The sequence below is a fragment of the Flavobacterium luteolum genome (genome assembly GCF_027111275.1).
GTDB lineage: Bacteria > Bacteroidota > Bacteroidia > Flavobacteriales > Flavobacteriaceae > Flavobacterium > Flavobacterium luteolum.
Window position 1 is genome coordinate 2,769,482 of sequence record NZ_CP114286.1, and the last position, 25,742, is coordinate 2,795,223.

At 33.8% G+C, this 25,742-nt stretch carries 28 protein-coding genes and 1 riboswitch; of the genes, 11 read left to right on the forward strand and 17 right to left on the reverse strand.

The window, feature by feature from the left end; all coding sequences use genetic code 11:
- The first annotated feature begins 10 nt into the window (after positions 1 to 10).
- From pnuC to OZP10_RS11870, 4 genes are all read left to right on the forward strand, one after another.
- On the forward strand, positions 11 to 634 hold the full coding sequence (pnuC, locus tag OZP10_RS11855; RefSeq protein ID WP_281631107.1) for a nicotinamide riboside transporter PnuC: 624 nt from the start codon (positions 11 to 13) through the stop codon (positions 632 to 634).
- Entirely contained in the window at positions 595 to 2,709 is a 2,115-nt protein-coding gene (locus OZP10_RS11860) for a DUF4301 family protein (RefSeq protein WP_281631108.1), read from the forward strand. Before pnuC ends, OZP10_RS11860 begins: the two co-directional genes overlap by 40 nt.
- A gap of 1 nt (position 2,710) precedes the next feature.
- The gene (arfB, locus tag OZP10_RS11865; RefSeq protein WP_281631109.1) at positions 2,711 to 3,115 is read left to right on the forward strand and encodes an alternative ribosome rescue aminoacyl-tRNA hydrolase ArfB; all 405 of its coding nucleotides are present in this window, start codon (positions 2,711 to 2,713) and stop codon (positions 3,113 to 3,115) included.
- A 281-nt stretch (positions 3,116 to 3,396) separates the two neighbouring features.
- Positions 3,397 to 5,586 carry a TonB-dependent receptor gene (locus OZP10_RS11870; RefSeq protein ID WP_281631110.1) on the forward strand — a complete coding sequence of 730 codons (2,190 nt, stop codon included), beginning with the start codon at positions 3,397 to 3,399 and terminating at the stop codon, positions 5,584 to 5,586.
- A gap of 51 nt (positions 5,587 to 5,637) precedes the next feature.
- On the opposite strand, the gene OZP10_RS11875 is transcribed toward OZP10_RS11870, so the two are convergent.
- On the reverse strand, positions 5,638 to 6,054 hold the full coding sequence (locus OZP10_RS11875) for a Rieske (2Fe-2S) protein (protein ID WP_281631111.1): 417 nt from the start codon (positions 6,052 to 6,054) through the stop codon (positions 5,638 to 5,640).
- Between the two features lie 157 nt (positions 6,055 to 6,211).
- Between OZP10_RS11875 and greA the strand changes: the two genes are divergently transcribed.
- The gene (gene greA / locus OZP10_RS11880) at positions 6,212 to 6,688 is read left to right on the forward strand and encodes a transcription elongation factor GreA (RefSeq protein WP_111288069.1); all 477 of its coding nucleotides are present in this window, start codon (positions 6,212 to 6,214) and stop codon (positions 6,686 to 6,688) included.
- Between the two features lie 55 nt (positions 6,689 to 6,743).
- Positions 6,744 to 7,133 (forward strand): HIT family protein, encoded by a 390-nt coding sequence (locus OZP10_RS11885; RefSeq protein ID WP_281631112.1) that lies wholly within the window; start codon positions 6,744 to 6,746, stop codon positions 7,131 to 7,133.
- Between the two features lie 55 nt (positions 7,134 to 7,188).
- On the opposite strand, the gene OZP10_RS11890 is transcribed toward OZP10_RS11885, so the two are convergent.
- Entirely contained in the window at positions 7,189 to 8,340 is a 1,152-nt protein-coding gene (locus OZP10_RS11890) for a sensor histidine kinase (RefSeq protein WP_281631113.1), read from the reverse strand.
- A 162-nt stretch (positions 8,341 to 8,502) separates the two neighbouring features.
- Between OZP10_RS11890 and OZP10_RS11895 the strand changes: the two genes are divergently transcribed.
- From OZP10_RS11895 to OZP10_RS11910, 4 genes are all read left to right on the forward strand, one after another.
- The gene (locus OZP10_RS11895; RefSeq protein ID WP_281631114.1) at positions 8,503 to 9,378 is read left to right on the forward strand and encodes a flavin reductase family protein; all 876 of its coding nucleotides are present in this window, start codon (positions 8,503 to 8,505) and stop codon (positions 9,376 to 9,378) included.
- A 32-nt stretch (positions 9,379 to 9,410) separates the two neighbouring features.
- Complete coding sequence (locus tag OZP10_RS11900) at positions 9,411 to 9,782, forward strand: DUF3127 domain-containing protein (protein ID WP_111367968.1); 372 nt, start codon at positions 9,411 to 9,413, stop codon at positions 9,780 to 9,782.
- A 242-nt stretch (positions 9,783 to 10,024) separates the two neighbouring features.
- Positions 10,025 to 10,663, forward strand: coding sequence for a leucyl/phenylalanyl-tRNA--protein transferase (aat, locus tag OZP10_RS11905; RefSeq protein WP_177210989.1), 639 nt, complete (start codon positions 10,025 to 10,027; stop codon positions 10,661 to 10,663).
- Between the two features lie 3 nt (positions 10,664 to 10,666).
- The gene (locus OZP10_RS11910; protein ID WP_281631115.1) at positions 10,667 to 11,461 is read left to right on the forward strand and encodes an MOSC domain-containing protein; all 795 of its coding nucleotides are present in this window, start codon (positions 10,667 to 10,669) and stop codon (positions 11,459 to 11,461) included.
- Here OZP10_RS11910 and OZP10_RS11915 read toward each other — a convergent pair.
- The 11 genes from OZP10_RS11915 to OZP10_RS11965 all read right to left on the reverse strand — a co-directional run bounded on the left by OZP10_RS11915 (position 11,458) and on the right by OZP10_RS11965 (position 20,489).
- Positions 11,458 to 12,168: a HesA/MoeB/ThiF family protein gene (locus OZP10_RS11915; protein WP_177210987.1), complete on the reverse strand. Its 711-nt coding sequence runs from the start codon at positions 12,166 to 12,168 to the stop codon at positions 11,458 to 11,460. The genes OZP10_RS11910 and OZP10_RS11915 overlap by 4 nt on opposite strands.
- 70 nt (positions 12,169 to 12,238) lie before the next feature.
- A complete protein-coding gene (thiH, locus tag OZP10_RS11920; protein ID WP_281631116.1) occupies positions 12,239 to 13,351 on the reverse strand; it encodes a 2-iminoacetate synthase ThiH in 1,113 nt (370 codons plus the stop codon).
- Between the two features lie 93 nt (positions 13,352 to 13,444).
- Complete coding sequence (locus OZP10_RS11925; RefSeq protein WP_281631117.1) at positions 13,445 to 14,221, reverse strand: thiazole synthase; 777 nt, start codon at positions 14,219 to 14,221, stop codon at positions 13,445 to 13,447.
- Positions 14,202 to 14,840 (reverse strand): thiamine phosphate synthase, encoded by a 639-nt coding sequence (locus tag OZP10_RS11930; protein ID WP_281631118.1) that lies wholly within the window; start codon positions 14,838 to 14,840, stop codon positions 14,202 to 14,204. The genes OZP10_RS11925 and OZP10_RS11930 overlap by 20 nt, the downstream gene beginning before the upstream one ends.
- A complete protein-coding gene (locus OZP10_RS11935; protein WP_281631119.1) occupies positions 14,833 to 15,585 on the reverse strand; it encodes a hydroxymethylpyrimidine/phosphomethylpyrimidine kinase in 753 nt (250 codons plus the stop codon). The genes OZP10_RS11930 and OZP10_RS11935 overlap by 8 nt, the downstream gene beginning before the upstream one ends.
- A complete protein-coding gene (locus tag OZP10_RS11940) occupies positions 15,543 to 16,154 on the reverse strand; it encodes a thiamine phosphate synthase (RefSeq protein WP_281631120.1) in 612 nt (203 codons plus the stop codon). The genes OZP10_RS11935 and OZP10_RS11940 overlap by 43 nt, the downstream gene beginning before the upstream one ends.
- 31 nt (positions 16,155 to 16,185) lie before the next feature.
- Positions 16,186 to 18,009, reverse strand: a complete 1,824-nt coding sequence (gene thiC / locus OZP10_RS11945; protein WP_281631121.1) for a phosphomethylpyrimidine synthase ThiC — start codon at positions 18,007 to 18,009, stop codon at positions 16,186 to 16,188.
- Positions 18,010 to 18,094: 85 nt separating this feature from the next.
- The gene (gene thiS / locus OZP10_RS11950) at positions 18,095 to 18,301 is read right to left on the reverse strand and encodes a sulfur carrier protein ThiS (RefSeq protein ID WP_111379268.1); all 207 of its coding nucleotides are present in this window, start codon (positions 18,299 to 18,301) and stop codon (positions 18,095 to 18,097) included.
- A 66-nt stretch (positions 18,302 to 18,367) separates the two neighbouring features.
- A riboswitch (TPP riboswitch) is annotated at positions 18,368 to 18,464 on the reverse strand.
- A gap of 85 nt (positions 18,465 to 18,549) precedes the next feature.
- Positions 18,550 to 19,113: a DNA-3-methyladenine glycosylase I gene (locus OZP10_RS11955; RefSeq protein WP_281631122.1), complete on the reverse strand. Its 564-nt coding sequence runs from the start codon at positions 19,111 to 19,113 to the stop codon at positions 18,550 to 18,552.
- Between the two features lie 16 nt (positions 19,114 to 19,129).
- Positions 19,130 to 19,804, reverse strand: coding sequence for a hypothetical protein (locus tag OZP10_RS11960; RefSeq protein WP_281631123.1), 675 nt, complete (start codon positions 19,802 to 19,804; stop codon positions 19,130 to 19,132).
- Between the two features lie 22 nt (positions 19,805 to 19,826).
- Positions 19,827 to 20,489, reverse strand: a complete 663-nt coding sequence (locus tag OZP10_RS11965; RefSeq protein WP_281631124.1) for a queuosine precursor transporter — start codon at positions 20,487 to 20,489, stop codon at positions 19,827 to 19,829.
- A 172-nt stretch (positions 20,490 to 20,661) separates the two neighbouring features.
- On the opposite strand from OZP10_RS11965, the gene OZP10_RS11970 reads away from it, so the two are divergent.
- Positions 20,662 to 22,725, forward strand: a complete 2,064-nt coding sequence (locus OZP10_RS11970; protein WP_281631125.1) for a M3 family metallopeptidase — start codon at positions 20,662 to 20,664, stop codon at positions 22,723 to 22,725.
- A 57-nt stretch (positions 22,726 to 22,782) separates the two neighbouring features.
- Here the strand turns inward: OZP10_RS11970 and tsf are convergent, their stop codons facing one another.
- The 4 genes from tsf to rplM all read right to left on the reverse strand — a co-directional run bounded on the left by tsf (position 22,783) and on the right by rplM (position 25,673).
- A complete protein-coding gene (gene tsf / locus OZP10_RS11975; protein ID WP_281631126.1) occupies positions 22,783 to 23,745 on the reverse strand; it encodes a translation elongation factor Ts in 963 nt (320 codons plus the stop codon).
- Positions 23,746 to 23,887: 142 nt separating this feature from the next.
- Positions 23,888 to 24,655, reverse strand: coding sequence for a 30S ribosomal protein S2 (rpsB, locus tag OZP10_RS11980; RefSeq protein WP_281631127.1), 768 nt, complete (start codon positions 24,653 to 24,655; stop codon positions 23,888 to 23,890).
- A 176-nt stretch (positions 24,656 to 24,831) separates the two neighbouring features.
- On the reverse strand, positions 24,832 to 25,218 hold the full coding sequence (gene rpsI / locus OZP10_RS11985; RefSeq protein WP_035645327.1) for a 30S ribosomal protein S9: 387 nt from the start codon (positions 25,216 to 25,218) through the stop codon (positions 24,832 to 24,834).
- Positions 25,218 to 25,673, reverse strand: a complete 456-nt coding sequence (gene rplM / locus OZP10_RS11990; protein ID WP_111379262.1) for a 50S ribosomal protein L13 — start codon at positions 25,671 to 25,673, stop codon at positions 25,218 to 25,220. The genes rpsI and rplM overlap by 1 nt, the downstream gene beginning before the upstream one ends.
- Between the last annotated feature and the right edge of the window lie 69 nt (positions 25,674 to 25,742).

Below are 25,742 nucleotides of genomic sequence, written 5' to 3' on the forward strand. Positions count from 1 at the left end.
CCACATTTTCATGATAGATTTTTTTTTAGAAAGTTATAAAAATGCACCGCTTTGGCACATTGCTTTGGAGTTTCTGGTATTTGTCTGCGGAATTTTAAGTGTGTGGTTTGCTAAAAAAGAAAACATCTGGGTATATCCAACAGGATTAATCGCTACTGCAATATCGGTTTACCTGCTTTATATTGCGGGTTATATGGGAGATATGATCATAAATGCTTATTTTTCAGTTATGAGTATTTATGGATGGTACGTCTGGGCAAAAGGAGGAACTGCAGAAGATAATCTGCCAATTACCCGTACAAGTTTTAATGAAAAAATAATCGGAATCTTACTGTTTATTGTGACTGTTTTTGTAGTTTTCGGGATTTATAAATATTTTGGATACGAAATTCATAAAGACAATTATGTCGATATGATTTCGTCTGGAATATTTTTCGCAGGAATGTGGTATATGGCCAGAAAAAAAATAGAAAACTGGACACTTTGGATTATTGGTGATATTATTGTTGTGCCTCTCTATGCTTATCGTGGCTTAGGAATGTTGTCGCTTCAATACATAATTTTTACAATTTTGGCTATTTCAGCTTATTTAGAATGGAGAAAGATCTTAAACAGCAAAAAACAAATATCATAAAAATTGCTTTGTTTGGACCTGAAAGTACAGGAAAAACAACCTTAGCAAAACAGCTTGCAGATTACTATGAAACCGAATGGGTTCCTGAATTTGCACGTGATTATTTGCAAGAAAAATGGGAAGAGAATAAGCATATTTGTGTAGCTGATGATATGATGCCAATTGCTTATGGTCAGACTGCATTGGAAAATGAAAAATTGGCTAGTGCAAATAAATACTTGTTTTGCGATACCAATTTGATGGTAACCAAAGTGTTTTCTGAAATGTATTATGGTTTTTGTGATCCGCTTTTAAACGAAGCGGCGCTAAAACATGAATACGATTTGTTTTTCCTGACCGATATTGATGTTCCTTGGGAAAAGGACGATATTCGTGATACTCCAGAAGGAAGAGAAACGGTATTTTCTGTTTTTAAGCAGACATTAATAGATACAAAAAAGCCTTTTATAACATTATCAGGAGACAAAGAAACACGTTTGGCAAAAGCAACAGGTATTATTCATGATTTGACTTTGGCTAAAGAAAATGATTTTTCGTCTAATGATTTTGTGCAGATATATAATAGAGGAATTTCTTTTGAAACTATTTTAAAACAATTAAAAAGCTTTAAAAAAGGAATCGCAAAAAGTAATTTAATTAGACCCGCTACAATCAATGATGGGATTTTAAATTTATCAGAAAACGAATTTCACCAAAAAGCTTTGTTTTTTGACCAAGAGAAGGATAAATTTAAAATTAAAAAGTTTGTTCCAGCATCTGGTGCGGCGACAAGAATGTACAAATTCTTAATAGCATTTCTGAATGATTTTGATATTGAAAAGGAAACGATAAATGCCTATATCAACAGGAAAAACGATAAAGAACTGGCTATTTTTATTGTTGGTATGGAGAAGTTTCCCTTCTTTGAAACTGTCGATAAAAAGTTAAGAGAAATTTATCCTGAATTTGAGTCTTTAGAAAGAGATTATAAAAATTATTATTTTATAAAATTACTGTTGTCTCCAGACTATTTTAATTCAGCAAACAAACCAAAAGCTGTTTTACCATTTCATCAATATGATACGCATATTGCCAATCCGATTGAAGAACATTTGAATGAATGTGTACATTATGCGTCATCAAAAAATGTATCTAATTTGCATTTTACAGTTTCAGAAATACACCAAAATTTATTTGAAATAGCGGTTGATGAAATTAAAGGGAAGATTGAAAAACCTTCAGGTATTAAGATTGATATTGGATATTCCTATCAAAGCAAACGTACTGATTCGATTACATTAGATGGAAAAAATAAGCTGGTAAAAGATAAAGATGATAATTTAATTTTCAGACCAGGCGGACATGGGGCTTTGATTGAAAATTTAAATAATCTGGATGCAGATGTAATTTTTATTAAAAATATAGACAATGTAATTCAGAATCATATTGATCAAATTACATTATATAAAAAAGCTTTAGCAGGTATTTTAGTGGAGATGCAGCAGAAAGTTTTTGAATATTTAAGACTAATTGACCAAGAGAAAATAAAAGAAGATAATATTAAAGAAATCCTTCTTTTTTTAGAGAATGGCTTTAATGTTGAAATGACTGCTGATTTCAATAAATTTACTTTTGAAAATAAAATAAGTAAGCTTAAAGAACTTTTAGATAGACCAACTCGTGTTTGCGGAATGGTTAAGAATGAAGGAGAACCAGGAGGCGGACCTTTTTGGGTTATGAACAAAAAAGGAATAAAATCACTTCAAATTGTAGAAACTTCGCAAGTTGATTTAGAAGACAAAAAACAAGAAAGAATTTTAGCTGAGGCAACACATTTTAATCCAGTAGATTTAGTTTGCGGTATAAAAAACTATAAAAACGAAAAGTTTGATCTGTTGCAATATGTAGATCAAAAAGCGGGATTTATTGTAGAAAAAAGCGTTGAAGGAAAATCGGTTAAAAATTACGAATTGCCAGGTTTATGGAATGGATCAATGGCCAATTGGCTAACTGTTTTTGTTGCTGTTCCTTTGATTACTTTTAATCCAGTAAAAACAGTAAACGATTTGTTGAAAGCGGCTCATCAGCCACAATAATATGGATGCAGACAAAATCATATCAGAGTTAAATTTCAAAGCTGTTCGAAGCAGTGGAGCAGGTGGACAAAACGTGAATAAAGTTTCATCTAAAGTAGTTTTGAGTTTTGATCTGAATACTTCGCAAGCTTTATCTGAAGACGAAAAATTACTTTTACAGGAAAATATAGCAGCAAGATTAACTTCTGAAAACATCTTGATTTTAAATTGCGATGAAGACCGAAGTCAGCTTAAAAACAAAGAAATTGTAACCAAACGATTTTTGGAAATTATTAAAAAAGGACTTTATGTTCCTAAAATTAGAAAAGCTACGAAAGTTCCAAAAGCAGTAATTAAGAAAAGAATCAAAGACAAAAAGAATATTTCTGATCTAAAACAATCTAGAAGAAAACCTAACTTAGATTAAATATCAATTTTTAAAGTTCCAAATTCCAGTAAACTAATTAAAAATAAGTTTTTGGAATTTGGAATTTCTTTTTTGGAGTTTTAAATATTTTAACACTAAATTTGCACTGTCTCAAAGGGGTGCTCCAAATAACGAGCTGAGATCATACCCAAAGAACCTGAGCGAGTAATGTTGCTAAGGGAAAACGACACTATCGAGCGTGCACACTTTATTTTGTCGTGAAACACATTTATTAATTTAACAAAAGAATAATTCCCCCTTTTATTCGTAATTCTTTACGAATGAAAACTATTTTTGAAGGTACTAAGGTGCTAAGATACAAAGGTTCTGAGGTTCAAAAAATGAGCAGAACCAAATCTATTTTCTTTCTTCTATTTTCTTTCTTCTATTCTCTAATTTCTTTTGCACAACAGCAAGATTCTTCCAAAGTGAATCAGCTTGATGATGTATTGGTTTCAGCGGTTCGTGTTACTTCAAAAACTCCCGTGAGTTTCAGTAATATGGATAAAAAGGAAATTAAGTATAGAAATCTAGGTCAGGACATTCCTGTTTTAATGAATTATCTTCCTTCGGTTGTAACAACTTCAGATGCAGGAAATGGTGTTGGTTACACTGGAATTCGAGTTCGTGGAAGTGACGCAACACGTGTTAACGTAACCATAAACGGAATTCCGTACAATGATGCTGAAAGCCAAGGAACGTTTTGGGTTAATATGCCCGATTTTGCTTCTTCTGTAGAAAGTCTTCAATTACAGCGCGGAGTTGGAACATCAACAAATGGAGCAGGTGCTTTTGGTGCCAGTTTAAATATGCTTACAGATAGTTATGCAAGAAAAGCGACAGGTGAGATTTCAAGTTCTGCAGGATCATTCAATACAATTAAAAATACTGTTAAGTTTAGTACAGGTTTATTAAATGATCATTTTGAAATTGCTGGACGTTTGTCTACAATAAAAACACACGGATATATTGATCGCGGAAGCGCCGATTTAAAATCATATTTCTTGCAAGGGACTTATGTTGGCAAAACAACTTTGATTAAAGCATTAGTTTTTGGAGGAACTCAAAAAACATATCAATCTTGGAACGGAATCGATGCAGAAACTCTTAATACAGATCGTACTTTTAATTCTGCCGGAATGTATACAGACGATGCTGGAAATGTACACTTCTATGATAACGAAACCGATAATTACAATCAGGATCATTATCAATTGCATTGGAGTGAATCGATTTCTGATAAATGGAGCACAAATCTGGCATTTCATTATACAAAAGGAAAGGGGTATTACGAAAATTATAAAGAAGATGAACCTGTTGAAGGCTATGGACCAATTAAGCCAACAAAAACAGTTGAAGACGACAATGGAAATTTAGTTCCAGTAACCGATTTGATTCGTCAAAAATGGTTGGATAATGATTTCTACGGAACTACTTTTTCTGCTAAATATGTAACAGAAAAACTAAATGTTATTTTAGGTGGCGGTTGGAATAAATACGAAGGTGACCATTTTGGAAAAGTAATCTGGGCGCAATATTCAGATCAGTCAGCGTTAGGAGCTCATTATTACGATGATTATTCGTCAAAAACGGATGGTAATGTTTTCGCGAAAGCAAATTATCAATTCACAGAAAAATTAAGTTTCTACGGAGATTTGCAATACAGAAATGTGAAATATAAAGCAAATAGTAAAGAAACTGGTTTGGTAGATGATAATTTTAATTTCTTTAATCCGAAAGCTGGTTTGAACTATGCTTTTAATGAAAAAAACACTTTGTATTTTTCTTATGCTCGAGCAAATCGTGAGCCAAATAGAACAGATTACGAAGGCGGAAATGTAAAACCGGAAAAACTGAATGATTTTGAGTTAGGATGGAGATTCAATTCAGAGAAATTTCAATTGAATTCGAATCTTTATTATATGGGATATAGAGATCAATTGATTTTAACGGGAAGATTAGACGATGTTGGAAACCCGATTCGTGCCAATACAGAGAAAAGCTACCGTTTAGGATTTGAGTTCGATGCCACAATTGCACTTTCTGAAAAATTTACTTTAAGACCAAACTTTACGTTGAGCAGCAATAAAAACGTAGATTTGGCTGTTGATGGTGAATTTTACGGAACAACAAAAATTGCCTATTCTCCAGAAGTAATTGCAGGAAACGTTATTGTGTATAAACCTATGGAGAGATTGTATCTTTCGTTACTGCAAAAATATGTTGGAGAACAATACATGAACAATATTGAACTTCCAGCAGCTAAACTGGCAGATTACTTCGTAAACGATTTTAATGCATCTTACGAAATAAAGCCAAAAACGATTTTCCAATCGATAACGATTACAGCTTTGGTAAATAATATTTTCGACAAGAAATATGTTTCAAACGGAGCAATGTGGGACGTTTACCCATACTATTATCCGCAAGCGGGAACAAACTTCTTAATTGGTTTGAGTTTGAAATTCTAATGAAGTTAAGACACAAAAAAAGCCTGAAAATATTTTCAGGCTTTTTTGTTTTTAATTGTATACGTGAATTACAGTCCCAGAAGATTCGACACGATATTGTTTCATCGGATATTCTTTTCCGCCAAGTCCTGTAAATAAATTATATTGAGTTTTATCGCAAGAACATACAGCATAAATTCCGTCAATTGTCATTGCAGTGCACGAAGTTAAGGCTTGATTCGGACAAGCTGCATCAAAAGCGGTGTAAGTTCCTTCTCCAGTTTTCATTACAATGATACCTTTTGCACCAAAATTGGCAACGTAAACTGGATTACTCGGATATATTAATTTATTATAAGTTGGAAGATTAGTGTCCAGATACGCGTTTATCGAATAGTTAGGAATGTACGGATTGTTATTACTTCTATTATTGTCACTGCAAGAGAATAAAACAGCTGTAAACGCTATAAAGAACCAGATTTTTTTCATTATTTGAATAAGAATTAGTTAAAACAAAAATAATTTATTTAGATTTGAAATCTATATGATTAACATATAATTATGTACTATTAAAAATTATAGTATATTTGTGGTAAGAAAATCCCGTCGCGATGGGATTTTTTGTATTTATATAAACGATGAAGTTATGAGTAAAGTATCTTATTATACAGCAGAAGGATTAAAAAAATTAAAAGATGAATTGGAGCATTTAAAAAGTGTAATGCGTCCAAAAGCATCTCAAGATATTGCAGATGCAAGAGATAAAGGTGACTTGTCTGAAAATGCAGAATATGATGCAGCAAAAGAAGCGCAAGGTTTATTAGAAATGAGAATTTCTAAACTTGAAGAAGTTTATGCAAATGCAAGATTAATAGACGAATCTCAATTAGATGTTTCTAAAGTTTTGGTTTTATCGAATGTAAAAATCAAAAACCAAAGTAACGGAATGGAGATGAAATATACTCTTGTTGCAGAAAGTGAGGCAGATTTAAAAACAGGAAAAATCTCTGTAACTTCTCCTATCGGAAAAGGATTGTTAGGGAAATCTGTTGGAGAAGTAGCTGAAATTACAGTTCCTAATGGGGTTTTAAAATTTGAAATTCTAGAAATCTCAAGAGACTAAATCTTAGTTTAACTGGTTAATCGTTTATTCGTTTAACCGATTACACAAATAAACAATGGCATCAATATTCACTAAAATAGTAAACGGAGAAATTCCGGCATACAAAATCGCTGAAGACGAAAACTATTTAGCATTTTTGGATGTAAATCCTAATGCTAAAGGACACACGCTTTGTATTCCGAAACAAGAAATCGATAAGATTTTTGATATGGACGAAGAACTGTATTTAGGTTTAATGAAATTTTCTAAAAAAGTGGCAGCAGCTTTAGAAAAAACAGTTCCATGCAAAAGAATCGGAATAGCAGTTGTTGGACTTGAAGTGCCTCATGCACACGTACATTTGATTCCGTTAAAACACATGGACGAAATGCGTTTTATTGATAAAGTTTCACTTTCAAAAGAAGAATTTGAAGCTTTGGCAAAAGATATTCAATCAAATTTATAAGACTTCGACTTCGATCAGTCTAACAAAAAAGATGACTAAAGTGCAGTAAAAATTATTATTGCACTTTTTTATTTAATGAAATCTGAAAAGTAGTTCCTTTCCCAATTTCAGAATTCAGTACTTTTATTTTTCCGTTGTGATATTCCTCGACAATTCTTTTAGTTAAAGAAAGTCCAAGTCCCCAACCGCGTTTTTTAGTCGTAAAACCAGTTTCAAAAATGGTTTTAAATTGTTTTTTTGGAATTCCAGTTCCAGAATCTTTAATGTTAATCTTTACATGATTTGCATCCTGTTCGATATAAAGATCTAAGGTTCCTTTTCCTTTCATGGCATCAATGGCATTTTTAACTAAATTTTCGATAGTCCAGCTATGCAGCGTTGGATTTATCATAGCTAGAATAGGTTCGTTTGGAGCTTGAAACGAAAACGCGACCTGCTTGGAAAAACGAGATTGCAAATACTCATAAGCCGTTTTTGTTTCTTCTACAATATCATGAAGTTCTAAAACGGGTACAGAACCAATTTTAGAAAAACGATCAGTAATAGTTTGCAAACGTTCAATATCTTTTTCGATTTCAGTACTAATTGATGGATCAATATCTTCGGTTTTTAATATTTCGACCCAGCCAATTAATGAAGATAGCGGTGTTCCAATCTGATGTGCTGTTTCTTTTGCCATTCCTGCCCAAAGTTTGTTTTGGGTTGCCATTTTGGTACTTTTATAGAAGTTGTAAATTAAAGCAATGCATAAAAATATAATCAGAAGCAGCGCAATCGGGTAGTATTTAAGTTTGTTTAGTAATGAAGAGTTTCCGTAATATAACGTCTGATATTTCCCTGGAGCATATTCAAAAGTAATAGGCTCGTTTTCATTTTTTAACTTATTCAAGAAAGCAGTTAGTTTTTTCTTATCATTAAGAATTTCATCAGGAACATTTACTGCACTTACTACTTTATCATACAACATTATTATACCTGGAATCGAAGTATTATTGTTGAAAATCTGGAGAGGAAGTTCTACATCAGTATTCTCATCGGCGTTAACGATTGTAATTTGTGCCTTCACAAAAAGGTTCATTTTCAAACGTTCCTCGTTTTTAAAAATTTGGAAGAAAGTGTAAGTGTTCCAAAGAATTAGAGAAATGATTATAAAACATACCGAAATAATAATCCAGCGGGTTGTATTTGTTCTTTCAGAAAAAGACATATCAGTTTTTTTTGAGGTATAAATATAACGAAATATACACATTTTATATTTTGCCGATATAGAAAGATTTTTTCGTTTTTATCTGCAAAACTATTTCTTCGAATTAAACCATTTCAATACTTTTGTAGCTGCTAAAATGAGATTCTGTCTAAATTTTAAAGTATGATCAGCGTTAACCCAAAAGAGATTCCAACAGCCAAATTGCAAGGCTATCTGCAGAGTTCAATCGGACCTAGACCTATTGCTTTTGCAAGCACAATTAGCGAAGCTGGAGTTCCAAATTTATCTCCGTTTAGTTTCTTTAATGTGTTTAGTGCCAATCCGCCAATTTTGGTTTTTTCGCCATCAAGGCGTGTTCGTGATAATACCATTAAACATACTTTAATCAACGCTGAAGCAACACGAGAAGTGGTAATAAATGTCGTTAACTACGATATTGTGCAGCAAACTTCTTTAGCAAGTACAGAATATGGAGACGGAGTAAACGAATTTATTAAAGCTGGATTAACTCAAATTCCTTCTGATTTAGTAAAACCATATCGCGTAAAAGAATCTCCAGTTCAGTTTGAATGCAAGATTACGCAGATTATTCCGTTAGGAACAGAAGGAGGAGCAGGAAATTTGATTTTATGTGAAGTTGTCAAAATTCATATTGACGAATCGATTTTAGATGAAAATGGAGCGATTGATCAGCATAAAATTGACTTGGTTTCAAGACTTGGAAATAATTGGTATTCAAGATCTAATCAAGGGCTTTTTGAAGTAGCAAAACCCCTGACAACATTGGGAGTAGGCGTAGATGCGATACCAGATTTTGTAAAAGAAAGCCCTGTTTTTGATGGGAATGATTTAGGAAAATTAGGAAATGTTGAAACCTTGCCTACAAAAGAAGAAGTTAGTATATTTGTGAAAGCAAATTTTGCAGTCAAAGGAGTTTTAAGCTCAGACGACCAGAAAAAAGTACATTTAGAAGCCAAAAAATACTTGGATAGTGGCGATGTAGAATCGGCTTGGAAAGTGCTTTTAGCTAAAAAATAAAAAAATAGAAACAATAATTAATATAGACGAAGATGGAAGTTACAGGAAAAGTAAAAGTGGTTAACCCAGAGCAGCAAGTTAGTGCCTCATTCAAAAAAAGAGAGTTAGTTGTTACTACTGAGGAGCAGTATCCACAACATATTTTAATCGAATTTACACAAGATAAATGCGATTTGTTGAGTAGCTATAAACAAGGAGATGCAGTAAAAGTTTCTATCAATTTAAGAGGAAGAGAATGGGTTAATCCGCAAGGAGAAACTAGATATTTCAATAGTATTCAAGGTTGGAGAATCGAAAGATTAGCAGCAGAAGGACCTGCACAAGGAGCTCCAATGCCAGCAGCAGAAACTTTTGCTCCAGCAACAAATTTAAACGAAGACGAACCAGACGATTTACCGTTCTAAGCGTTTAAAATTCAATTTACTAAATTCCAAATTCCAATTCATTCTCGTGAATTTGGAATTTGGAATTTTATTTTTGATTAAAGAATAAAAAAAACTTACTCATAGTTTTGTCATTTCGACGAAGGAGAAATCTTCGCAAGTAACTCCACAAAGATTTGTTTTTCATACGGAAATAATAAGATTATGAAACATTGGTATTTGGAATTTTATTATTGGAATTCAAAAATTGATTATTTTTAAAAATGTACTATTTATTCAACGATTTATTTTTTCCGCCAGTTACAGAAGCAGATGAAGAAGGTGTTTTGGCAATTGGAGGCGATCTGAGTTCAGAACGTTTGCTATTAGCTTACAAAAGCGGTATTTTTCCTTGGTTTAATGAGGGAGAACCAATTCTTTGGTGGGCACCAGATCCTAGAATGGTATTGTTTTTTGATGAATTGGTGATATCCAAAAGCATGAAAAAGATTCTCAACAAAAAAATGTTTAAGGTCACTTATAACAAAAATTTCAGAGAAGTAATTTCAAATTGCCAGCAGATAAAACGTGAAGGCCAAAATGGGACTTGGATTTCTGATGAAATGATAAATGCGTACTGCAAATTGAATGAGGAAGGAGTCGCTAAATCTGTTGAGGTCTGGCAAGATGATGTTTTGGTTGGCGGTTTGTATGGAATTGATTTGGGAGATGTTTTTTGTGGAGAAAGTATGTTCTCTAAAGTTTCAAATGCTTCAAAAACAGCTTTTATTGCTTTAGCTTTATATTTGAAGAAAGAAAATTATAAATTATTGGATTGCCAGGTTTACAATCCGCATTTGGAGAGCTTAGGCTGCCGAGAAATTGATCGTGAAGAGTTTATGTCTATTTTAAAAAGTAAATAGAAAATGAGTGCAATTTACAGTGTAAAAGAAATTTATATTTATCCGATAAAAAGTTTGGCAGGAATTAGTCTTGAATCTGCAAAAGCTGAAGAAATGGGATTTGAAAACGATCGCCGCTGGATGCTCATTGATGCAGAAAATCAAATGCTTACACAAAGAGAACATCGCATTATGAGTCAGTTTTATCCGCAGATCTCACAAGGAAGAATTAGCATTACTTTTCAGGATCAAAGGCATGAATTTTCTGTTGCTGAGCATTTAGAAAATGTAATAGAAGTTAATGTTTGGGATGATAAAAGTGAAGTGGTTGAGGTGAATCTTGAAACTTCAAAATGGTTTAGTCAGCATTTAGGTTTTGATTGTAAATTGGTTAAAATACTTAAAAATGGAGCTCGTAAACATGAAAGTTCCAAATTAAAAGAAACATTCAATGTGAGCTTGGCAGATGGTTATCCATACTTATTAATTGGATCCAAAAGTTTGGATTTTTTGAATGACAAATTGGATGAAAAAATTACCATCAAAAGATTTCGCCCAAACATTGTCGTAAGTACCGAAAATCCTCATGAAGAAGATGATTTTAAGACTTTTGCGATAGGAGATGTTCAATTTAAAAACATAAAACCCTGCGGAAGATGTGTTATGGTAAACAATGATCCGGAGAATGGACGTTTGAAAAAAGAACCTTTAAAAACTTTAAGCAAATACAGAAATGTAGATAATTCTGTTTTATTTGGAACCAATATTGTGAGTTTGAATTCTGGAATTATCAGAGTAGGCGATGAGGTTGTTTTCTAGAAATTCAGTTTTATAAAGTTCCAGTTTAAGGTATTAAAAATAACCAATTCATTTTTTAAAGTTGGTAATTCTAAAATCAATTTTAAGGTTTCGTGCGCCATCATGTTGCCTATAATTCCTGGCAGAGTTCCCAAAACACCATTCAAATTGCAGTTCGGAACATCTTTTGGATCGGGCATTTCAGGAAATAAATCTCTAAGATTTTTACTTCCGTTATGATTAAAAACTGCAATCTGACCTTCAAATTTTAAAATGCTTCCGTAAACTAAAGGTTTATTAAGCTGAACACAAGTATCATTGACTAAATAACGAGTAGAAAAATTATCGGAACCATCGACAACAATATCATATTGCTGAATGATTTCCGATGCATTTTCAGCAGTTAATTTTTCATTAATCGCAACAGCTTCAATAAGCGGATTTAGTTTTGAAACCACATCTTTTGCGACAATTGATTTGTGCTGACCAATTTCATTTTCGGTATACAAAATCTGTCTGTGAAGATTGTGAATTTCAATCGTATCAAAATCCATGATTCCGATAAAACCAACTCCTGCAGTTGCAATATATTGTAAAATTGGACAGCCCAAACCGCCTGCGCCAATTACTAAAACTCTAGCTTTTTTTAATTTTTCTTGCCCTTCATCGCCAATTTCAGGCAGAATAGTTTGTCTGTTGTAACGTAAAAATTCTTGTATAACACTCATTTTTTTAATTGTGAATTGTGAATTGTAAAATGTTAAATTTTCAAACTTGAAACTTGAAACTTGAAACATTTCAACTATAAGCCTTGTTCCAATCTTTCCAAACTGGTTCATAACCTGCATTTTTTATAATTTTTGAAATTTCTTCTGCAGAACGTTCATCGCTGATTTCGAATTGTTCCAAAGATTGCGGATCGACAACATAACCACCAGGATTTGTTTTAGAACCAGCACTCATACTTGTAACGCCAATCGGAATAATATGGTTTCTAAATTTTTCATTTTCGCGAGTAGAAATCGAAATTTCTAAATCTTCATTCCATAAACGATAAGCGCAGATTAATTGTGTCAAATCCTTATCATCCATAATAAAATTTGGTTCGATAATACCTTCAGCAGGACGCAGACGCGGAAAGGAAACAGAATATTTTGTCTGCCAATATTTCTTCTGAAGATAATCTAAATGCAGAGCATTAAAAAAACTATCTGTTCGCCAGTCTTCCAAACCTAATAAAACGCCTAAACCAATTTTATGAATACCCGCAGTTCCAATTCTATCAGGAGTTTCCAGTCGATAATCGAAGTTTGACTTTTTACCTTTGGTATGATACTTTTTATAAACTTCCTGATGATATGTTTCCTGATAAACTAAAACCGAATAGACTCCCGCATCATGCAAACGCTGATAATCTTCTGTAGAAAGTGGCTGTACTTCGACAGAAATAATAGAAAAATCTTTTCTAATTAAATCAATTGCATTTAGAAAATAATTAATGTTTACCGTATAATTTGCTTCGCCTGTAACCAATAAAACATGATCAAAACCAGTTTTTTTTAAGGCTTCAACTTCTAGTTTTATTTCAGCATCAGAAAGGGTTTTTCTTTTGATTTTATTGTCTAAGCTAAATCCGCAATAGGTGCAAATATTTTGGCATTCGTTGCTTAGATATAATGGAGCGTACATTTGGATCGTTTTTCCGAAACGTTTCTTGGTAATTTCATGGCATTTTTGGGCCATTTGCTCTAAATAATTTTGAGCAATAGGAGAAATTAGAATCAAAAAATCATCGAGGTTGTATTTGGTTTTTGCCAAAGTGCGTTCGACATCTTTTGATGTAGTTTTATATATTCTAGATTGGATTTTATCCCAATTGTATTGCTCAAAAATAGATTTAAATGTTTTCATGGTTATTAACCGCAAAGTGCGCGGAGATTTACGCAAGGTTCGCAAAGCTTTGCGTTCTTAGCGCTTTTCTTTGCGAACTTTGCGGTTAAATTTTTATTCATAAAGAAAAGAAGTCAAAGGACTAGAAGCCGAAGCATAATTCTGCTGATTAGCAATCTTCGCCTCAAAAGCTTTTCTTCCTGCAATTACAGCTTCTCTAAAAGCCTCAGCCATTAATTTCGGATTTCCAGCAACGGCAATTGCGGTATTCACCAAAACTGCATCAGCACCAATTTCCATTGCTTTTGCAGCATCAGAAGGTGCTCCAATTCCAGCATCTACAATAACAGGAACAGTACTTTGTTCAATGATAATTTCTAGGAAATCTATTGTTTTTAGACCTTTATTGCTTCCAATTGGTGAACCCAAAGGCATTACTGCAGCAGTTCCCACGCTTTCTAAATGTTTGCACAAAACAGGATCGGCGTGAATGTACGGAAGTACAATAAAACCGAGTTTAGCCAATTCTTCTGTTGCTTTTAAAGTTTCAATCGGATCTGGCATTAAATATTTCGGATCAGGATGAATTTCTAGTTTTACCCAATTGGTTTCTAGAGCTTCACGTGCCAGTTGTGCAGCGAAAACAGCTTCTTTGGCATTTCTTGCTCCCGAAGTATTGGGTAACAAATTGATATTTGAATGATTTAAATGTGATAAAATAGCATCTGTGTCGGTTTCAAGATCGATACGTTTTAATGCTACAGTAACCAATTCGCTTTCTGAAGCTAAAACAGCATCTTCCATTTCCTCATTAGAACCAAATTTCCCAGTTCCGAGGAACAAGCGGGATTTAAAGGTTTTATCTCCTATATTAAACAATGATGTCTGCATATAATTTTTCGTTTAATTGTTGAATTAATTTTTCCTTTTCATCACTTTCAGTAATGATTCCAGACACGGCAATTCCGAAAATTCCAGTTTCCATTAACGGATTTACATCACGTAGTGTAATGCCCCCAATGGCATAAACAGGAATATCGATTTTATTTTTTTTTAGTTTTTGAAGAATCTCATAGTAACCTGATAAACCCAAAATCGGACTCAGTTTTTCTTTTGTTGCGGTAAATCTAAAAGGCCCCAATCCAATATAATCACAACCGTTTTTTACATGATTTTCAATATCTTCAAAAGTATTGGCAGTTCCTCCGATAATTTTGGTTGAACCTAAAATTGCTCTTGCTTCGTCGATTTTTGTATCGGTTAATCCTAAGTGGACTCCGTCAGCGGCAATTTGTTTTGCGAGATGCAAATCGTCGTTTACAATAAAATTCGCAAGATATTCTTCGCACAAAGGTTTTACCGCTTCCGCTAAAGTGAAAACATCTTTTTGGTTTTGGTTTTTAAATCGCATTTGTACCCATCTGCAACCAGTGTCAAGTGCTTGCTGAATGTTGTACAATTGTTTTTCGACTGTTTCGCCTTGAGAGATATATTGTAATTTGTTATACATAATGATATCCAATTAAAGTTGTAGTTGAGCTTAGATAGTTTTCAATATAGATTTTAGCGTTTTTGCAGGCTTCAAATAAGGGTTGATTTAGAGCTAAGTTTGATGCAATTGCAGATGAAAGAACACAGCCTGAACCATGTTTTTCGAAGCAATTTTTATTTGACGGAGTTAATTCTAAGATTTCATTTTCTAGAAATAAAAGATCAGTTCCCAATGCTGTTTTGTTGTGACCTCCTTTAAGTAGAATACGAGTTGGGATTTGGTTTTCTTTCCAATAACTTTTCAAATCAGTATAAGGGAATAATATTGCCATTTCATCATAATTTGGTGTGATCAAATCGATTTTTGAAAGTATGTTATGTAAATTCATATGGCTTTCGATATTCATAAATTCAAATTTAGTAGTCGATTTTAAAACTGGATCCCAAACGATTTTTGTTGAAGGAGAAAGCTTTTTTATTGTCGAAAGAATCTGATTTAAGTCAAACAAAGAAGCAACAATTCCTATTTTTACCGCACTGATTTTATAGTTTGCAAATAGTGTTTCAATTGAACGAATTACAAAACTCAGATCGGTCCATTGAATTTCATAAAACTGATTTTCAGTCTGAATTGTATTGGCTGTCGAAATAGCGAAACCAGTCACTTTATGCTGTTCAAATGTCTTGATATCAGCCAAAATTCCAGCACCTCCAGATGGATCTAAACCTGCGATTGTGAGTACGAAAGGGCGATCTGCTGACATAATTTAAATTGTTTTAACGGATTTTTGTTATTCCAAATGCTTCCTAAAAGTGCCACATCGTCAAAACCATTTTCTAGGGTTTTTTGAATGTTTTCTGCATCAATTCCGCCTAAAGCAATGATTTTTGTATGTTGATTTCTGCGTGATTTTAATTCTTCAAAAAGATCTTTTTCAGGATAATAATTTTCTTTAGAAATACTTTTGAAAACGGGACTTAAAAACGCGTAATCAAAATTTTCAAGAGAATTAAAATCTTCAATTGAATGTGTTGAAGTTGAAAATGATTCTGATTTAATCCTGCAAGGTTTTGGAAACTTTGCAGGAAATTCTTTTCTCTCTTTCTCAGAAAAATGAAATCGGTCAATACCAAGATCTTCGGCTAACCGATGGTGATTGTGCAAAATAAGATTCGACCGAAATTCTAATTTTATCTGATCAATAAACTGAGCCATTTCTAATTCTGAAAAATCAGGTTTTCGAATATGAAGCAAAGACAATCCTTCTTCCAATAAAGAATTCAGCATTTGAATTTCATCTTCAATAAAAAAAGGATTTGTGATCACAATCATCTCTTTCTTCTTGATTCTATTATCTTTTCACTTAAATATAAATCTCTTTCCCTTGCTCAATAAATTCCTCTGATTTCTCCTGCATTCCTTTTTCTGCAGCAGCGACATCCCTAATTTCCTGAGATATTTTCATAGAACAGAATTTCGGTCCGCACATCGAACAGAAGTGTGCGACTTTTGCACCATCAGCAGGAAGTGTTTCATCGTGAAATTCTCGTGCTGTATCTGGATCAAGTGCCAAATTAAATTGATCTTCCCAACGGAATTCAAAACGAGCTTTACTTAAAGCATTGTCTCTATATTGCGCTCCTGGATGACCTTTTGCCAAATCGGCAGCATGAGCAGAAATTTTATAGGTAATCACACCATCTTTTACGTCTTTTTTATTCGGTAACCCTAAATGCTCTTTTGGTGTTACATAACACAACATTGCACAGCCATACCAGCCAATCATAGCAGCTCCAATTGCCGATGTGATGTGATCGTAACCTGGCGCAATATCAGTTGTTAAAGGGCCTAAAGTGTAAAATGGCGCTTCATGACAGTGCTCCAATTGCTTGTCCATGTTTTCTTTAATCATGTGCATTGGTACGTGTCCTGGCCCTTCAATAAAAACCTGAACATCGTGTTTCCAAGCAATTTTTGTCAGTTCGCCTAAAGTTTCTAATTCAGCAAATTGAGCTGCGTCATTGGCATCTGCAATCGAGCCAGGACGTAAACCATCTCCAAGAGAAAATGCAACATCATATTGTTTCATGATTTCGCAGATTTCTTCAAAATGCGTGTACAAGAAGTTTTCTTTATGATGAAATAAGCACCATTTTGCCATAATTGATCCCCCTCGAGATACAATTCCTGTAACGCGATTGGCTGTTAAATGAATATAGCGAAGCAAAACTCCAGCATGAATTGTGAAGTATGAAACACCTTGCTCTGCTTGTTCAATTAAAGTATCGCGGAAAATTTCCCAAGTCAAATCTTCTGCAATTCCTTTTACTTTTTCTAATGCCTGATAAATCGGAACGGTTCCGATTGGAACAGGAGAATTACGGATAATCCATTCTCTGGTTTCATGAATATTTTTTCCCGTTGATAAATCCATAATCGTATCAGCCCCCCAACGACAAGCCCAAACGGCTTTTTCAACTTCTTCTTCAATGCTTGAAGTCACAGCACTGTTTCCAATATTAGCATTAATTTTCACCAAGAAATTACGGCCTACAATCATAGGTTCGCTTTCTGGATGATTGATATTGTTTGGAATAATAGCTCTTCCGCAAGCAACTTCAGAGCGCACAAATTCTGGAGTGATTTTATTTTTTGGAGTATTGGCGCCAAAACTATGACCACTGTGTTGGCATTGCATGGCTTTAGTTTGTTCGTTTAAAAGTTCAATACGTTGATTTTCGCGAATAGCGATATATTCCATTTCTGGAGTAATAATGCCTTGTTTAGCGTAGTATAACTGTGTTACATTTGCGCCTTGTTTAGCACGTTTTGGCTGATGCAAATATTCAAAACGAAGGTGATTCAGACTTTCATCTTTTAATCGGCTTAAGCCATAATCTGAGGTGATTTCATTTAAAACTTCGACATCATTTCGGTCAAGGATCCAACTTTCGCGTAAGCGTGGTAATCCTTTTCTAATATCAATTTCGATATTTGGATCTGTATAAGCTCCAGAAGTGTCATAAACCGTTACAGGAGGATTTTTTTCTATTCCGCCATTCGAAAGTTTAGTGTCGCTTAAAGTTATCTCACGCATTGCTACTTTTATAGGATGAATTTCTCCATCGATATAAACTTTTTTAGAATTCGGAAATGGGGTTCTTGATATTTGTTCTTCGTTTGTCATAGCTTGTATATTGTAAAATGTAAGATGTGAATTGTAGAGACGCACTGCAGTGCGTCTACGCCCGGTATATAATTGGAATTTTATTCTATCCTCCCTGCGTAGCAGAAATAATCAGAATTTCGTCAGTTTCTTGTACGAAGAATTCGTTCCATTTGAGTTTTGGAACAACGGTATTGTTAACAGCAACAGCAATTCCGTTTTGTTTGTGCGGAATTTCGAGATCGAGCAATGATTGAACGCTTAGCGATTCAGCATTGAATTGTTTGGTTTGTTGATTGATTTTTAGTTCCATTCCTTTTGAGTTTAGTGTATAGATACACCTTAGGAATGGCTACAATGACGCATAGAAATGCGTTCAAGAAGTCATCTTACTTTTCCCTACGCTAGTATGAACTAGATCAGGTTCAGAGGGTAAAATCTCAGCCTGCGCGATGCAGACACCCCTAAAGTGTGAAGCAAATGTAATAAAATTTTGTTTGAAAGTTCCAAGTTTCAGGTTTCAAGTTCAAAAAAACTGAAAACTGTGACTGAAAACTGCTGTTATTTGCCTTTTCGAGTAAAGCAATCTTCTACATGATCATTGACCATTCCGGTTGCTTGCATGTGAGCATAAATAACAGTTGAGCCAACAAATTTGAATCCGCGTTTTTTTAAATCTTTGCTAATGGCGTCAGAAATTGGAGTGGTTGCTGGAACGTCTTTCAAAGTCTTTGGATTATTGTCAATTGGTTTTCCGTCGGTAAATTTCCAGATATAATCAGAAAATGTTCCAAATTCTTCCTGGATTTTCATAAAAGCCTGAGCGTTTGTGACAGCAGAGTTGATTTTAAGTTTATTGCGAATAATTCCTGTATCCTGCATTAATTCTTCGATTTTATCCTCAGAATAATTGGCAATCTTTTTATAATCAAAATTATCAAAAGCTGTTTTAAAGTTTTCTCTTTTGTTTAAAATGGTAATCCAGCTTAATCCAGCTTGAAAAGTTTCTAGAATTAAAAATTCAAAAATAGTTGGGTCGTCGTAAACAGGAGTTCCCCATTCTTCATCATGATATTTTTTATATAAATCGCTGGCAGAACACCAGCCGCATCTTATTGGTTCCATTTTTTGTAATTCTAATTTATCTTCCAATTTGCCAGCTATATCCTTTTACACTCGGAATGTAAGCCGAACGTCCAATTATAACTAGGTTGTTGTACACTTTTTTGTTGTATTTAATACCAATTGCATTGCCAGAAGTGTACATTTTATTGGCCTTAAAAACCACTCTCATTTTACCGTCTTCAAGTTCTGCGTCAGATACTTTTTCGACAAACCAAGTAGACTGCCATTTTACGGCCAATTCGTTTTCGGCTGTTCTTGTGACGCTTTTTACGAGTTTAACAGCTTCTTTCGGGATTTCAAAATTTTCGGTCAATTGCTTTTGGCTTAAGGTTTGGCCTAGTTTGCATTTGTCGAATATCTTGCGAAGGTTAACAAAATTAACTAGTTTATCATTTGCCTCTTTTTTTATATCAACAGGTTTTTCTGTTTTGTTTAATAATTCTGGTGAAGCAGTTTTAATTTCAATTTTGTTTTTCACAGCAAAAGTATTTTGTAAACTGTTTTTTTGAGATTCAATCTCTCTTGAAGCAGTAATGCTTTTGGATGAAATTTTAGGATTCTTTTTTATAGGTGCAGGTGTTAATTTATTAACAGATTGAATGGCTTTTTTAGGCTGTTTTTTTTCGTCATTACCACAGCTTAAAAAGAAATAGGTAACAGAGAATAAAATAAGCAAGTAATTTTTTTTCATGACCTAAATATGTTATTGTTTTTTATCCTTTGTGTGCAGGATCTTCGTCCAAATATTTTTTAATCAGATGATGTCCTAAATAAATTGCTGGAGTTAATAAAATAGCAATTGCTAATTTAAAAGTATATCCTATTAATCCCGAAGATATAAATGTGTCAAAATCAATTTTTCCTGGAAGCCAAAAAGCAATTCCTAGAACAATAAACGAATCAAACAATTGCGAAATAACAGTAGAACCAGTAGTTCTTAGCCATATTTTTTTCTCGCCAGTTCTGTTTTTAAAAAACCAAAAAATCCATACATCAATCAGCTGAGAAGCCATGAAGGCAATTAAACTTCCGATGATAATCCACATACTTTGGCCAAAAACAGCTTCAAACTGACTGTCGTTTACTGGGCTGATTCCTTTTGCGGCGGGAATAACAATTGCCATAAAAAGTATCAGAAAAGCATAAGCAATCAAACAAGCTGTAATGAAAGAAAGTTTTTTTACACCTTTTTCGCCAAAATATTCATTAATCAAATCGGTAGTTAGAAATACAACTGGCCAAGGCAAAATTCCGATACTCATTACAAAAGGACCAATTTGAATTAGCTTTCCTCCAATTAACTCAGCCACAACGGCATTGGTAATAAATATTCCTGCTAAAATTACAAAAACAATTTCTTTTCTGGTTTTAAACATGTTATTTTTAAATTGGTATTTCAAAAATAAACTATTTCTTTTTAAATCTTAGAAGCAGATTAATTTTTATAATCTATTGGCGTATGAAGTTTGCTTTCGATTGGTTAATTTTGAGATTCTGTTGCTCTTTTTCTGATTGAAATTTTGCACAAATTTAATTAATGTATTTTTTATGAAAACACCAATAGAGTTAGATAATTCATTGCTAAAAGATTGGTCTGGTCCATATGGAGGTATTCCAGATTTTACGGCATATAAAATTTCAGATTTTAAACCCGCAATAGAATTTGCGATCAAAGAAAAATTAGAAGAGATTGATGCAATTGCGAATAATCCACAAAAGCCTACATTTGAAAACACCATTGAAGCTTTAGAGCTTTCGGGTACAAAATTAGATCGAATTCATGCGGTTTATGGTATTTATAGATCTAATCTAAGTACTTCAGAATTTAATGTTGTTGATACTGAAATGTCGCCAAAATTGGCAGAGATTAATGATAAACTATATCAAAATAACAAACTATTTTCTAGAATTGAAGCCTTGTATAAATCGGATGAAAAGAAGGATTTAACTAAGGAACAGCAACGCGTGCTTTGGCTTTATTACAGGGACTTTGTTAGAGAAGGAGCGGAGCTAGAAGAAAAGGATAAAGATAAAGTGGCTAAGATCAATCAGGAATTAGCAACGCTTTTTACCGCTTTTAGTCAAAAGTTATTGGCAGAAGAAAACGATCAATATATAGAGTTAGAGACAGAAGCTGATTTTGATGGTTTGCCGGAGGAATTTAAGAATGCAGCAATTGCAGAAGCGAAAGAAAGAAATCTAAAGATTTTAGGATGTATTGGAAATACAAGATCTTCAATTGAGCCTTTTCTGACTTTCTCGAACAGAAGAAATTTAAGAGAAAAAGCTTTTGATATTTTCGTAAAACGTGGCGATAATAAGAACGAAAATGACACCAATGAAACACTTGTGTCGATTCTGAGATTAAGATCCGAAAAAGCGAAGATTTTAGGCTTTAAAAACTTTGCTGAGTGGAGTTTGTCAAACAAAATGGCTAAAGATCCTCAGAAAACATTAGATCTGATGCATTCGGTATGGAAGCCTGCAGTAGAGAAAGTAAAAAACGATGTTTCGGATATGCAGGAAATGGCGAATAGAGAAGGGGGGAATTTTAAAATTCAGCCTTGGGATTACCGCTATTATGCAGAAAAAGTACGAAAAGCAAAATATGATTTAGATCAAAATGAAATCAAGCAATATTTGCAACTGGAAAATTTACGAGAAGGAATGTTCTGGACAGCTAGCGAATTGTTCGATTTAGGTTTTAAACAATTATTTGACCTTCCTGTTTATCATCCAGATGTTCGTGTTTGGGAAGTGAATAATAAAAATACGGAAGAACCAATTGGCTTATGGTATTTTGATCCTTATGCTCGTACTGGAAAACGTTCAGGGGCGTGGATGAATTCGCATAGAGACCAGCAGAAAATAAAAGGTAACGTGCTTCCTATTGTGTCAAACAATTGCAATTTTATTAGAGGAAACAGTGATGAACCCGTTTTAATCTCGTGGGATGATGCAACTACTTTATTTCATGAATTTGGACATGCTTTACACGGATTATGTTCGAATGTAACTTATCCGAGCCTTTCTGGGACTTCAGTTGCGAGAGATTATGTAGAGTTTCCTTCGCAATTATTAGAACATTGGTTAGCAACGCCTGAGGTTTTGAATAAATTTGCGCTTCATTATAAAACTAAAGAGCCTTTATCGCAATCATTGGTAGAAAGAATAGGAAAGGCGGCCAATTTTAACGAAGGTTTCGCAACAGTTGAGACAATTTCAAGTTCGTTTGTGGACATGGAACTGCATTTAACAACCGAAACAGTCGATCCGCATGCTTTTGAGAAGAAAATCTTAAGTGAAATTAGTATGCCGTCAGAAATTGTAATGAGGCACAGAATTCCGCAGTTTGCTCATATTTTTTCGAGCGATGGGTATGCAGCGGGATATTACAGTTATTTATGGGCAGATGTGATTAATGCAGATGCATATGAGGCATTTTTGGAAGGAAACGGTCCTTTTGACAAAGTGATTTCTAAACGTCTTTACAAAACCGTTTTAAGCGTTGGAAATACTATTGATAATGAAGAAATGTATGAAAATTTCAGGGGTCATGCGCCACAATCTGATGCATTGATGAGAGCAAGGAATTTTCCAATTGAAAGCTAAAAATAAAAAAGCCCGAATAAATAGATATTCGGGCTTTTTAATATTGAAAATAATATATTAACCTAAAGTAACTCTTTTGAAACCTGTAATTTCAACATTGAATCCTTTTACGTAATCACCAACTTTTTTACTGTCATCTTTGATGAAGTTTTGATCTAAAAGAGCTTTCTCTTGATCTAAAGTAGTGTTGTCAGAGATAAAACGTTGAACTTTACCTGGAAGAATTTTATCCCAGATTTGCTCTGGTTTACCTTCAGCTTTTAATTCAGCTTTTGCATCTTCTTCAGCTTGTTTGATAACCTCAGGAGTTAATTGAGAGAAAGAGATGTATTTAGGAACATTTTTTAAAGTTTTTCCTAAACGTGCAGCTTCTTCATTGTCCTTTTCGATTACAGCAATACGAGCAGCAAGTTCAGATTCAACGAAAGCAGGATCAAAATCTTTGTAAGATAATGTATCAGCTCCCATAGAAGCAACTTGCATAGAAACGTCTTTTGTTAAAGCTTCAGCGTTAGCAACTGGAGCAGAAATTGCAGTTAAAGCAGCAATTTTATTAACGTGAACATAAGATCCAACGTAAGCACCTTCTAAAATTTCGAAACCACCGATTTCGATTTTCTCACCGATAACACCAGTTTGCTCGATTAATTTTTCAGCAACAGTGATTCCGTTGAAATCAGAAGCTAAAAATTCTTCTTTATTAGAGAAGTTGATAGCTCTTTCAACTAAATCTTTAGCTAAAGTTACGAAAGCTTCATTTTTACCTACGAAGTCAGTTTCGCAGTTTAAAGTGATGATAGCTCCTTTAGTTTGGTCAGCATTGATAAAAGAAACAGCAGCTCCTTCAGAAGACTCACGGTCAGAACGGTTAGCAGCAACTTTTTGTCCTTTTTCTCTAAGGATTTGGATAGCTTTATCGAAATCACCTTCAGCTTCAACTAAAGCCTTTTTACAGTCCATCATTCCGGCACCTGTAGATTGTCTTAATTTATTTACGTCTGCAGCAGTAATTGTTGCCATAATATTTTAAGTTTTAATATGTTTTTAAAAGTAAAAAATTCCAGCTTTTAAATCCCAAACTCCAATTTTAATAAATTATCAACATAACGTTTTTAATTCTGGTTGGATTTTGGAATTTAAAATTTGGAATTTAAATTTTGATTTATTCTTCAGTTGCAGGAGCAGCAGCTTCAGCCTCAACAGCAGGAGCTTCTTCAGTAGCTTCAACTTCTTTTTCAGCACCTCTGTCAGAAAGACCTTCGATTACTGCAGTAGTTACTAAAGATAAAATTTTGTCAATTGATTTAGAAGCATCATCATTTGCAGGAATCACGTAATCAACCTCTCTTGGGTCAGAATTCGTATCAACCATTGCGAAAACTGGAATGTTTAATTTTTGAGCTTCTTTTATTGCGATGTGTTCAGCTTTGATATCTACTACGAACAATGCTGCAGGTAATCTAGACATATCAGCAATTGAACCTAAGTTTTTCTCTAATTTAGCACGTAGACGATCAACTTGTAAACGCTCTTTTTTAGATAAAGTGTTGAAAGTACCATCTTTCTTCATTTTATCAATAGAAGACATTTTTTTAACTGCCTTTCTGATAGTTACGAAGTTAGTCAACATTCCACCTGGCCATCTTTCAGTGATGTAAGGCATGTTTGCAGCTTTTGCTTTATCAGCAACGATGTCTTTTGCTTGTTTTTTGGTAGCTACGAATAAGATTTTTCTACCTGATGCAGCGATTTTTTTCAAAGCTTCGTTAGCCTCTTCAATTTTAGCTGCAGTTTTATATAGATTGATAATGTGAATACCATTACGCTCCATATAAATGTAAGGAGCCATATTTGGATCCCATTTTCTAGTCATGTGTCCGAAGTGAACACCTGCTTCTAGTAATTCTTTTACTTCTATTTTGTTTGCCATTTTTGTACTAGTTTACGTTCTGTTGATTAGCAATGTATAAATGGCGATTTCTCTGGCTTTATACATTTAGATGCTAAACTATATCCTACCTCGATAGGAGAGCAACAATAACTGTGTTTTTTAATTTCAATAAATAATTGATAATGTCTTGTCCCATTTGAACAAGACAGGTAATATTAACGTTTAGAGAACTGGAATCTCTTACGAGCTTTCTTCTGACCGAATTTCTTACGTTCAACCATTCTTGGGTCTCTTGTTAATAAACCTTCTGGTTTAAGGATTCCTCTGTTTTCAGCGTTAACTTCACACATTACGCGTGCTAATGCCATTCTTACAGCTTCTGCCTGACCAGTTGTACCACCTCCGTAAACGTTTACTTTAACGTCAAAGTTACCAGCGTTTTCTGTCATAGAAAGCGGCTGTAAAACTTTGTATTGTAAAGTTGCAGTTGGAAAGTAAGTTGCGAATTCTTTTTTGTTTACAGTGATGTTTCCAGTTCCTTCAGAAACATATACACGTGCAACAGCGGTTTTTCTTCTACCGATTTTGTGAATAACTCCCATTACTTAAGATCATTTAGGTTAACAGTTCTAGGTTTTTGAGCTCCATGTTTGTGCTCAGCTCCTACAACAACATTTAGATTTCTAAAAAGTTCAGCTCCTAATTTGTTCTTAGGTAACATACCTTTTACAGCTTTTTCTACTAATGCAGCTGGATTTTTAGCTTGCAATACTTTAGCAGTTAAAGTTCTTTGTCCTCCTGGGTAACCTGTATGACGCATGTAAATTTTGTCATTCATTTTTGTACCTGTAAGGTTAATTTTTTCTGAGTTGATAACAATTACGTTATCTCCACAGTCAACGTGCGGTGTGTAACTAGGCTTGTACTTACCTCTTAAAATCATTGCAACTTTAGAAGCAAGACGTCCTAAGTTATGACCTTCAGCGTCAACAACAATCCACTCTTTAGTTACAGTGGCTTTGCTAGCTGAAACTGTTTTGTAGCTTAATGCGTCCATAATATTATTTTAATTAAACATTCCATCCCCAATAAAGGGGATGCAAAAGTACAATTAATTATTTTAAAA